The sequence below is a fragment of the Vulcanococcus sp. genome (assembly GCF_044369115.1).
Lineage (GTDB): Bacteria > Cyanobacteriota > Cyanobacteriia > PCC-6307 > Cyanobiaceae > Vulcanococcus.
The window spans coordinates 1-9,512 of sequence record NZ_JBIPMN010000104.1 but is presented as its reverse complement, the minus strand read 5'-3'; the positions used below and the strand labels follow the sequence as shown (position 1 = coordinate 9,512).

Annotated in this window: 10 protein-coding genes; 2 read left to right on the top strand and 8 right to left on the bottom strand. The window is 67.6% G+C overall.

The window, feature by feature from the left end:
• The coding region (locus ACIQ2E_RS09220; RefSeq protein ID WP_398329301.1) for a nicotinate-nucleotide adenylyltransferase at positions 1–564 on the bottom strand (564 nt) is incomplete at its 3' end.
• Complete coding sequence (locus ACIQ2E_RS09215) at positions 561–1,919, bottom strand: DUF697 domain-containing protein (RefSeq protein ID WP_398329298.1); 1,359 nt, start codon at positions 1,917–1,919, stop codon at positions 561–563. The genes ACIQ2E_RS09215 and ACIQ2E_RS09220, both read right to left, overlap by 4 nt.
• 26 nt (positions 1,920–1,945) lie before the next feature.
• Here ACIQ2E_RS09215 and ACIQ2E_RS09210 point away from each other — a divergent pair, with 26 nt between their 5' ends.
• Positions 1,946–3,268, top strand: a complete 1,323-nt coding sequence (locus ACIQ2E_RS09210) for an aminopeptidase P N-terminal domain-containing protein (protein WP_398329295.1) — start codon at positions 1,946–1,948, stop codon at positions 3,266–3,268.
• Here the strand turns inward: ACIQ2E_RS09210 and ACIQ2E_RS09205 are convergent.
• Entirely contained in the window at positions 3,265–4,038 is a 774-nt protein-coding gene (locus tag ACIQ2E_RS09205) for a TIGR01548 family HAD-type hydrolase (RefSeq protein WP_398329304.1), read from the bottom strand. The two genes, ACIQ2E_RS09210 and ACIQ2E_RS09205, sit on opposite strands and share 4 nt — an antisense overlap.
• A 62-nt stretch (positions 4,039–4,100) precedes the next feature.
• Here ACIQ2E_RS09205 and ACIQ2E_RS09200 point away from each other — a divergent pair, with 62 nt between their 5' ends.
• Entirely contained in the window at positions 4,101–4,565 is a 465-nt protein-coding gene (locus ACIQ2E_RS09200; RefSeq protein ID WP_398329292.1) for a 30S ribosomal protein PSRP-3, read from the top strand.
• A 70-nt stretch (positions 4,566–4,635) separates the two neighbouring features.
• On the opposite strand, the gene ACIQ2E_RS09195 is transcribed toward ACIQ2E_RS09200, so the two are convergent.
• The 5 genes from ACIQ2E_RS09195 to ACIQ2E_RS09175 form a co-directional block, all read right to left on the bottom strand.
• The gene (locus ACIQ2E_RS09195; RefSeq protein WP_398329289.1) at positions 4,636–5,640 is read right to left on the bottom strand and encodes a hypothetical protein; all 1,005 of its coding nucleotides are present in this window, start codon (positions 5,638–5,640) and stop codon (positions 4,636–4,638) included.
• On the bottom strand, positions 5,637–6,845 hold the full coding sequence (locus ACIQ2E_RS09190; protein ID WP_398329286.1) for a protein phosphatase 2C domain-containing protein: 1,209 nt from the start codon (positions 6,843–6,845) through the stop codon (positions 5,637–5,639). The genes ACIQ2E_RS09195 and ACIQ2E_RS09190 overlap by 4 nt, the downstream gene beginning before the upstream one ends.
• Entirely contained in the window at positions 6,842–7,585 is a 744-nt protein-coding gene (locus ACIQ2E_RS09185; protein WP_398329284.1) for a tellurium resistance protein, read from the bottom strand. Before ACIQ2E_RS09185 ends, ACIQ2E_RS09190 begins: the two co-directional genes overlap by 4 nt.
• 3 nt (positions 7,586–7,588) lie before the next feature.
• Positions 7,589–8,923, bottom strand: coding sequence for a protein kinase (locus ACIQ2E_RS09180; RefSeq protein ID WP_398329281.1), 1,335 nt, complete (start codon positions 8,921–8,923; stop codon positions 7,589–7,591).
• A partial coding sequence (locus tag ACIQ2E_RS09175) for an FHA domain-containing protein (RefSeq protein WP_398329278.1) occupies positions 8,920–9,512 on the bottom strand: 593 nt, incomplete at its 5' end. The genes ACIQ2E_RS09180 and ACIQ2E_RS09175, both read right to left, overlap by 4 nt.

Genomic DNA, 9,512 nt, shown 5'->3' with positions numbered 1-9,512 from the left:
GCCGTAGAGATTGTGACGAACCAGTTCCTCCCACAGTGCTGCTGGTACCTGCTCGGGGCTGGGATGCCGGCGGATCGAGGAGCTCGCTGTGGCCGGCACCGGCAGGTGCAGCAGCTCTGGCTGCCCTCCCAGGTTGCGGATCGCCTCCAGCGCAGCTGGGTCCAGGCTGAAGCCCTGCCTTGGCACCACCGCCAGCCGGCAGCGCTGCAGCAGTTCAGTCGCTTTCCACCAGCTGGGCACCTGCGCGGCCAGATCTCCACCCACCACAAACACCATCGAGCGACCTGGCCAACGCTCAGCCGCTCGCTCTAGCGTGATCAGGGCCCGCGGACTGCTCAGGTCCTGAGCATGACGAATGCGGGGATCGCCGATCGCCTCCACCAAGGCCCCCAGCAGCCGGGCTCTGAGTTCCAGCGGGGCACCGTGCTGTTTGAAGGGGTTGTCGCTGGCCCAGGTGGCCACCTGGCCGTAGTGATCGGCCAGTCCCTCCAGCAGAGCGCGGTGGCCTTCGGTGGGGGGGTCGGCGCTGGTGCCGAGCAACGCCAGGCTGGGCAGTGCGTTCATGGCAGCAGCGGCAGCAGCGCTGCGGGTTGCCTGCTTTGGTCATGCCATTGCTGCAGCCAGGCTCTGGCCTGGGGGTCTTGGCGGGCTAGTCGCCGCAGTAATGAGGCTGGCCGCAGTCGGCCGCGTTCAGCGCTGCGCAGTAGTTCGGCTGCCGCCAGGCGGCCGGTGAGCCGGGTGGTGTGAATGGCAAGGGCAGCCTGGGCCAGCGCCACCGGCGCCGCGGGCGCCAGGCTGAGGCCGCCGCTCAAGGGTGCCGCCAGTACCAGCACCTGGCGCAGCCCACCCAGCAGCAATTGGATCCCCAGCTGGGTGCCGCCCAGCAAGGCGTTTTGAGCGGATAGGCGCGTGAGCAGCGCGCGGGCTCCGCCACCGCCAAGCTCCAGGCCGTACAGCTCACAAAGCTGAACCACCAGAGCCGTATCGAGGGCGATGCCGCCGGCCAGATCCAGCAGCAGCAAGGGATTGGCGGCAACGCCGGTGGCTTTGAGGGCGGCGTAGCGGCCGATCAGGGCCTGGGCCCCCTCCCGGCCGCGGCGTAGCCGCCACTGGTGCAGTCGCTGGCTGAAGCGATCGGCAGCCCGCAACCCGTTCAGCCCCAGAAGCAGCGCACCGTGCTGGCTGAGTCGATCGATCAGGACCTGGCGCAGCGGCGCCACCTGGGGCGGCATCGGTTCACTCCGCACTCGGCCATCGGGCAGCACCGTGGCGCGCCGCGGCGCTGAGGCCACTGCCAGCAGTTCCAGATCGCGCCGGGCCGGCGGCAGGCGGCGCCGGATGCTGTTGATCAGCTCGGAGCGCTCCTCCTCTGGCCAGCAGTCGATCCGGTTGAGCACGAGCAGCACCGGTTTGCCGGCGGCCAGCAGCTGCTCGAGGGCCTCGGCTTCCACCGTGGTGAGGTCGCTGTCGAGCACCAGCAGCACGAGATCAGCGTTCAGTGCCACCCGCGCAGCCAGGCGTTGGCGTGCCCGGGCGGCGATTTCATCAATGCCGGGGGTGTCTACCAGATCCACGCCCGCCAGGCCTGAGATGTCCACGGCCCAGGGGCGGCGCTGTTGGTGGCGGGTGCAGCCGTGGGCTACATCGGTGGCGAAGGCCGGCTGCTCCAGCAGGGCATTGAGCAGGCTGGATTTGCCCACCCCCACCCGGCCGAACACAGCCACCCGCAAGCGGCGCTGCTTCAACGCCAGCAGCTGTTGGTCCAGGGCTTGCAGTTCGGGGCCGAGGGCACTGCGCTCCCGATCGCTCAGTCGCAGGCCGCTGCGCCACTCCGCCAGGAGGAGCTCGCAGCGCTCGGCCGTGGAGGGAGGGTGCAAGGGCGGCGGCGGGAACGCCATGCATTGAAGCGGTTGTGCCATCGTCGCGCTCAGCCCCGCTCGCTTCCATGCTGATCAGCCCAGCCGTGTACGCCGAGCGCCGCGCCCGCTTCTTTCAGGCCCTTGGTGGAGCCGCCGCTGTCATCCCGGCGGCTCCGCTGGTGACCCACCACGCTGATTGCGAGTGGCCGTTCCGTCAGAACAGCGACTTCTGGTATCTCACCGGTTTCGATGAGCCCGATGCGGTAGCCCTGTTCCTGCCGCACAAGCCCGAAGGTGAGCGCTTCGTGCTGTTCGTGAACCCCAAGGAGCCCAGCGCCGAGGTGTGGAACGGCTTCCGTTGGGGCTGCGAGGGAGCGGTAGCCCAGTTTGGCGCAGACCTGGCCCATCCCCGCACTGAGCTCGCCCAGCGGCTGCCGGAGTATCTGAGCGGTGCTGAGGGCATTGCCTTCCGTGTGGGCAAACATCCAGAGGTGGAGCCGCTGGTGCTGCAGGCCTGGGCGGGCCAGCTGGATCGGGCCCCCCGCAGCGGCGCAGCCGCTCTGGGGTTGGTGGCACCCTGCCCGCTGCTGCACAGCCTGCGGCTGCGCAAAGCCCCCGATGAGCTGGCACGGATGCGTGAGGCCGCCCGCATTTCGGCCGAAGCCCACGAGCTGGCCCGCCAGGTGGCTCGGCCTGGTTTGAATGAGCGCCAGGTGCAGGCGGTGATCGAGCAGCACTTCCTGGAGCAGGGCGCCCGCGGACCGGCCTACAACTCGATCGTGGCCGGTGGCGATAACGCCTGTGTGCTGCACTACACCGCCAACAACGCTGAGCTGCGCAACGGCGATCTACTCCTGATCGACGCCGGCTGTTCCCTGAACGACTACTACAACGGCGACATCACCCGCACCTTCCCGATCAACGGCCGCTTCAGCGGTGAGCAGCGAGCGCTCTATGAGCTGGTGTTGGCAGCTCAGGAAGCAGCGGTGGCTGCGGTGGCGCCGGGGCAGACCGCCGAGGGCGTGCACGGCACCGCCGTGCGTGTGCTGGTGGAGGGCCTGCTGGAGCTGGGGCTGCTGGCTGGCGAGGTCGACGGGATCATCGAGCACGGCGCTTACCGCCACCTCTACATGCACCGCACCGGCCACTGGCTTGGCCTTGATGTGCACGATGTGGGGGCTTACCGCCTGGGTGAGCACCATGTGGAGCTCGAGCCCGGCATGGTGCTCACCGTGGAGCCGGGCCTCTATGTGAGCGATCGCCTGCCGGTACCGGAGGGTCAGCCGGCGATCGACGAGCGCTGGAAGGGCATCGGCATCCGCATCGAAGACGACGTGGCGGTGACCGAGCACGGCCACGAGAACCTCACCGCCGCGGCACTCAAGGCGCCGTTGGCGATGGAGCGTTAGGCCAGCGCCTGCTCGAGCGCCGTCAGAGCGGCTGTTGTGTTGGGGATCACGGCATCAGCTCCTGCCTCCAGCAGCTGGGCTTCGTAACGGCTGCGGCGATCGGCGGCCTCGGGCGCCTGCAGGTGGGGTGGCACCACCGCCAGGCTGAGGAACGCCTGTTCGCTCTGCTGCTGGCGGGCGCGTTGCACTGTGAGCACATCGGCCACGGTGTCGCCGAGGTAAGCCACGGGGCGGTTGCCGGCTCCCAAGCCGCCACTCAGCTCAGCGGCGAGGCGCAGGAAGCCCGTGGGATCGGGTTTATCAGGGGCATCGCCCATGGCGATCAGCGGTGGCTTGCTGAGGCCCAGGCGCTGCTCGAGCACAAAGCGGGCCGATGGTGGCTCGGCGCCGCTCACGAAGCCCCAGGTCACCCCGGCGTCAGTCAGGGCCTCAAAGAATTGGCGTTCCACCAGCAGCGGCTCGCTGCCGATGAAGCCCTGCCAGGCACTGGGATCACCGTTGGGATCGCCGCCGAAATAGAAGCCGTTGAACACCTCCACCAGCGCTGTGTAAGCCGGGAGTTCGGCCAGGCCGCCGCGCCGCAACAGCTCGAGAGAGGCATCCCAATCGTTGTTCCAGCAGCCTTCGCCCTTGAGGGCATCGATCGCCGCTGCGTCCGGCCGCACACCGCTGTAGTGGTGCACCGTTTCCACGATCGCTCTGCGGTAGCTGCCACTCACATCCCGGATCACTCCGTCGATGTCGAACAGCAGGACGGCGCGTGGGTTCAGGGGGCTGGGAAACAGCGGCTGGTAGGTTAGTTGTTTGTGATTAAGCCTTGAGCGCTGACACCATGAGCACAGAGAGCGCTGAAAGCGCCGTGGCGACAGCCGCCGCTGAGGTTTCCTTGGAGGACACCACCGAAGGCCGTCCCGTGCTGCGTGGTGCCAGTGCTGTTCTGGCTGCCGCCACCATCGACGAGAACGGCGTTCCCTCCGGCCGTACCCCCAAGGCGGATGAGGGTCGCTTCCTGGTGAAGATCCTGTGGCTGCCCGACAACGTGGCTCTGGCTGTGGATCAGATCGTGGGTGGCGGCCCCAGCCCCCTCACCTCTTACTTCTTCTGGCCCCGTGAGGATGCCTGGGAAACCCTCAAGACCGAGCTTGAAGGCAAGAGCTGGATCACCGACAACGAGCGCGTTGAGATCCTCAACAAAGCCACCGAGGTGATCAACTACTGGCAGGAAGAGGGCAAGGGCAAGAGCCTCGAAGAGGCCAAGCTCAAGTTCCCCGATGTCACTTTCTGCGGTACCGCTTGATCGTTCCGCACGACGCACATACAGAGCCCCCGCGAGGGGGCTTTTTTGTGGCTGGTTGTCTGAGGTCAGATCACTGCCTGCCGCGGGTCACCTGGCCAAAGCTGCTGCCGGTGATCAGGGCTGGATCGGTGCTGGTGTCCACCGTGAATTGGCGCGACTCGCTTTGGCTGGTGCCATCGGGATACACAAACGTGACCACACCTTCGAGGCTCACCTGTGAACCATTGATCCCGATGGTCCGCAGCTGATCCACGCTGACGCGTTGAAACTGGCGGAAGAAGGCGGGATCGAACTGATCTGCCGCTTCAGCGCTGAAGCGTTGGCGTGCCGCCTGGATATTGCCTAAAGAGAGGTCGTTGTAAAGCTGCTCCACGCTGGCGAAAGCCTGCGAGGTGGCGGTATCGCTGCTGGCCTGCTGGCTCAGATCCGGCGCTGGTGGTGCCTCGGTGGTCGCGGTGTCAGCTCTGGGGGTGGTGAGCTCACCGGGCAGCTCAGGCCGCTGACCATCTGCAGGGTTGCGGCTGGGCAGGGTGCTTTGCAAGATCAGCCAGGCCAGCCCACCACCCACACCCACCACCAGCACGCCGGCCATGAAGCTCAGCACGGCCACCAGGCCATTGCTGCCGCGACGGCCTGCAGCAGGTTCCAGCTCCTCGTTGTATTCCTCCGCGAGCTCCTCCTCCAGTGGCGGCTCCTCTTGCAGAGGGATGGGAGCGGGTTGGCTCGGCCACGGAGTGACTGCCTGAGCTGGCGCGCTGGCCTCCTGCAGGCCCAGAAGGCCGCGCAGCACTGCATCCATACGCGCGCAAATGGGTGCGGCGAATACCGCATTCAGTTCCTGCTGCAGCCGCAGCTGCAGGCGCGGATCGGCGGGCAGGGGGGGGTGCTGGCTGGCGGCGCTACTGAACCCTGGTGCGAGCACCAGGTATTTCAGGGCTGGCAGCAGGGCCAGTTGGCTCTGGCCGCAGAAATCACCCACCAGGGCCTGCAGCCTGCGTCCATCGAGGGGAAGGCCCCGTTCCAGATCGCTGAGGATCTGGCGGCGCAGATTGGCTCCGAGCGCGTAATCGTTCACGGGTTCCTTGGCGCCGCGGCTGGCGCTGCAGCTGCAGGCATCTTGCCCTTTGCCGGCACGGCCGTGGCGCGGGCCCGCTGCCATTGGCGGCTTAGCTCAGCGTTCAGCTCGGCACAGCCGGCGATCGGGCCGCGCTGGCTGGCGGCGATCAAAGCGCCGAGGGGATCGATGCCGGTGTTTTTTTGCAGTTGGTTGGCCCGTTGCGGCTGATTGAGCAGGGCCTTGAACTGGGCGCGGCGTTGGTTGAGGGTGGCCTGGATCTGCTCAGGGTTGCTGCAGAGTTGGCGCGCTTGGGCCTGCAGCGGCGTCTCCTGCCGTGTGATCAGCCACGCCGCTAAGCCAACACCGGAAGCCGCCAACAGCAGCCGGAGCCAGCGCCAGCCCCGCGGCAGCACGCTGCTCGGCCTCGGCTTTGAGGCCCGGTGGGCCATCGCCAGCGATACGTCATCGCCGCTGCCCGCCTGGGTGATGTGGGCGAGCCCCTGCTCGAGCTCCTGGGTATCGCGCAGATCCAGCAGAGCGGCGCAGAGCTGCAGATAGTCGGCGTCGGTGGCACAGGATTTGCGCACGCCATCGGTGCTGAGCACCAGGGCCTGCAGATCCGTTTGCGCCCCCAGTGGATGCAGCTGGGTGCGCTCGCGCCAGAGCTGCTGATCAAGCTCCTGGCAGAGGCTGCCGGTGGCCTCGCTGCCGCTGTGTTCGCGCTCCTCGCTGAGCAGCGCAGCTTTGCCCTGTTGATCGATGGCGCTCAGATCCCAGTCGCCGATGCCGGTGCAGCCCCACCACTGTGGCGCCAGCAGCACCAGCCCCAGGGTGCTGCCGTAGAAGAGGGGTGAGAAGGGCGTGTGCTGGGAGTCTGGTTGCAACGCCCAGTCGGCTGTGATTGCCGCCAGCCAGCGCTGATGAATCGTGGCGGGGAGCTCCTGCTCCAGCAGTCGCCGCCAGCGCTCTGGATCCGTCAGCGGAGTGCTGCTCAGCCACTGCTCTACCGCCTCCTGGCTCACCTGGCAGGCCAGGGCACTGCCCCGGTGGCTGAGCCGGTAGCGACGGCCGCCGTGGCCATCGGCCACCACCAGTAGCTGCAGGCTGCCGCCGCGGCCCTTGAGCTCCACGCTCAGGCTGGCGTCTTGGCAGGGTTTTTGCTGGCGGCGATGGGCGGCTCCGATCACGCTGCAGGCCAGCTGCTGCTGCCAGCGCGGGCTCACCACACCAGGGGGCCCACGTCGTCGCTGGGATCCAGCAGCGTGGGGGGCAGATCCGGCAGGGGGATGTTGGCCGGGCTGTGGGACCAGTCCGCATCGGCTGCAGCCACGCGACTGGCGGGCATGGAGGCGGCCCCCACCACGGCGGTGGAGGCCCATTGGATGTACTGGGCCAGGGTGGTGGCGTTGCTGGCCTGCAGCGGCCGCCGCGGCGACTTGCCGCGTCCCGATGGCTCCGGACCGATGAACTGCTGCAGCACGTCCAGGTCAGCGTCATGGCCCATAGCAATCGCCAGGCGCACCGCCTTCTGGGCCCACGGCCGGCGCATCAAATTGGCCAGGCCCGCGTCGAAATCATCGGTGGGCTGGCCGTCGGAGATCAGCACCAGCACCGGCGGCAGCGCCCGCTCCTCCATCGGCGGGGACTGCAGCGCATCGGCTACCAGGTTGAGGGCATCCCCCATCGCTGTGATGCCGCCGGCCTCCAGGTCGCGCCACTGCAGCTGCGGCACGGGGGTGGGGTCGGCCAGGTGCCAGGCCGCCTGATCGGCAAAGCGCATGGCCCGCACGAGTACTCGCGCTTCCGGATTCTCGCGGGCCACCTCGGCCATGCCCGGCAGGGATTGGCGGATCGCTTGGTTGAGGGCCTGCATTTTGCCCTGGGCGGCCATCGAGCCGCTGCAATCGCAGAGGTAGATGAAGTGCAGCGGTCGGTTGCTGAGCCGAACGTTGGGGAAGGGCATGGCTTAAGGGCGTCGCACCAGGATCGCTCCGGCGCTGCTGTTGAGCTGCTGCAGGGCCGCGAGATTACAGGTTTTGCCCGGGTCGAGCTCAATGCTTTGCCCCGTGGTGGTGCGTCCACTCCAGCGGCTGGTGCTCAGGTTCTGCAGACCCAGCAGGGTGGGGTCGCTGGGGTGGGCCACCAGCCGGGCCAGGGGGTTACGGATGGCTTCGCCCACCAGGGGATCGAAGTGATGGGGCTGCAGTTCGTTGCCGGCCGCGGCGCTCACCAGGCCATGGGGCAGCTGCAGGCGCAGCGGAGCAGGCAGGGGCGTGCCACAGCTCCAGCAGGCGCCTGGGGTGCCGGCAGCGGGGAAGGTTTCCTGGCCGCAATGGCTGCAGAGCTGGCGTTGATCCAGGCAGAGGCTGATCGCCTGCTTCCACTGGCCCGTGAGCGTGCGTTGCTCGCTCCGGCGCAGGCCGGGGCCAAAGCTCTGCTCAAACAGCTGCTGCAGGCTGGCTGGATAAATGGGCCAGGTGATCAGAGCGGCGCTGTGCTCGATCGGATCGGGCCTGTTGCGGGGATCGTTGGGATCAAAGATGAACAGGGCCTCATCGCCATAGAGCCGGCGCCGGGCCGGTTCGTCCAGGCAGCGGATCGCCAGTTCCCGTTGGCCGCGGAAGGGGTCGTGTCGCGTCAGTAGCCGGAACAGCAGCACCGCCAGGGAGAAGAGATCACTGCGCGCGCTCGGTTTGGCCTGGCCCAACAGCACTTCCGGCGCCATGAATCCAGGTGTTCCGAGCACGCTTCCGCTGCTCTGGCCATCCACATCCACGTTGTCGTTGTCGCAGATGAGGATCCCGCCGCTGCTGGGATCCAGAAACAGGTTGCCCAGCGAAACGTCCTTGTAACAGAGGCCCTTGAGGTGCAGTTGATGGAAGGCCTCCGCCAGGTGGAAGCAGGCCTTGAGCACGCACTGAAGGCTGATGGCTAGATCGCCCCCGGCGTGACGATGGGCTCCCACAAACGCGTCCGGGCGTAGGCCCATCAGGTAACCGACGCCGCCGGCGGCAGCAGGAAAGCGCCCCAGGCTTCCGGGAATGGGATCCAACAGTGCCAAGGGCCAAAGGAAATCACGGTTCGGGGCGCCGAGCCGGATGCTCTGCTGCAGCCGCTCCCGCAGTTGTGGATCCCTGCCGATGCAAGCCGGGAAGTACCACTTCAGTGCCAACCGCTCACCGCCGAGCTGCACGGCAAACACCTGGCCCTGGCTGCCTCCCCCCAGCCCCTGCTCAATCCGTAGGGGTTGCTCCAGGCCTGCAAAGGGCAGGCTGGCGCCTTCGGGCAGCAACCAGTTCATGCGGGGGCTGGGTCCTGGCCGATGGCCTGGCGGATGCCGTTGCGGTGGGCCAGGGCCGTGCGGCGGTTGGCGAAACCGTGGCGTATGGCTCGCCCATCGCGCAGCACCAGCACCAATTCGTGCTGCTTGCGCGAACCCAGCAGGATCCAGCCAGTCAGAGCGCCGGCCTGCAGCGGCCAGAACACCAAGGGAAACGGCAACAGCAGTAGGCCGCCCAGACACAACAGCAGCCACCAGCTGAAGATGTGGGGGTGCAGCGGCAGGCTCTGCACGGCGGCAGAACGGATGTCCGCGACGCTCACGTGTTGCGTGCCAACACTGATGCTGCGCGGCGGTGCGGCGGGAGCTGCCGCTTCTATGGCTGTGGCGGATTCGAACAGCAGCACCGGGCCACTGCGGCCGAGCCGGATTTCATCGCCGTTCTCCAGGCGCTTGCACTGATGCACCTGGCGGCCCTCCAGATAGGTGCCGTCGTTGCTTTGCCAGTTGCACACCAGCCAGCCCTGACTGCGGGAGAAGCGCACCACGGCATGGTGCTCTGAAACCCCCTCCAGGTTGGCCAGGCACAGGCTGTTGCTGGCCGCGCGCC

Coding starts and splice junctions, on each gene's coding strand:
- ACIQ2E_RS09215 (WP_398329298.1), bottom strand. CDS start 1,919: ATGGCACAACCGCTTCAATGCATGGCGTTCCCGCCGCCGCCCTTGCAC.
- ACIQ2E_RS09210 (WP_398329295.1), top strand. CDS start 1,946: ATGCTGATCAGCCCAGCCGTGTACGCCGAGCGCCGCGCCCGCTTCTTT.
- ACIQ2E_RS09200 (WP_398329292.1), top strand. CDS start 4,101: ATGAGCACAGAGAGCGCTGAAAGCGCCGTGGCGACAGCCGCCGCTGAG.
- ACIQ2E_RS09185 (WP_398329284.1), bottom strand. CDS start 7,585: ATGCCCTTCCCCAACGTTCGGCTCAGCAACCGACCGCTGCACTTCATC.
- ACIQ2E_RS09180 (WP_398329281.1), bottom strand. CDS start 8,923: ATGAACTGGTTGCTGCCCGAAGGCGCCAGCCTGCCCTTTGCAGGCCTG.